The 381-nt window shown below is 44.6% G+C and carries 1 protein-coding gene; it reads right to left on the reverse strand.

All coding sequences use genetic code 11. The features are described from left to right. Positions 1-126: 126 nt before the first annotated feature. A partial coding sequence (locus QP437_RS09765; RefSeq protein ID WP_251299449.1) for a hypothetical protein occupies positions 127-381 on the reverse strand: 255 nt, incomplete at its 5' end.

Here is a 381-nt window from a genome sequence, read left to right on the forward strand (position 1 = left end):
TTTAGTGTTGAATATGTAGGGCCTGTACGGTAATTATTATTTAGCGTAGCTACTTCATCGTTGTTCGAACACAACCAACAACCTGTAATTGTTGTTTCTCTTGGTTCCCCACTTTTGTGGGGTTTTTTATCTCTTCCGTGCATCGTAAAGCGCGGACTCCTTCTGGAAAGGTTGTTTTAGGGCATCACTGAGGCATTTTTTGCGTTTGTGAATATTGAGCATCCGATAACTAAAATATTTCCCATAGACTCTGATTCTTGCCACCGACCCCAGGTCGGTTTTTTTTTGTCCTGGCGAGATGTGAAGTTTGGAAACAGGAAACCCCGTCAGAGCGCCACGCACCAGGGGAGAAAACTTGTCGTTTTGAGCCGTTCGGTGTTC

Source organism: Haemophilus sp. UMB1048, from assembly GCF_030218125.1.
Lineage (GTDB): Bacteria > Pseudomonadota > Gammaproteobacteria > Enterobacterales > Pasteurellaceae > Haemophilus_D.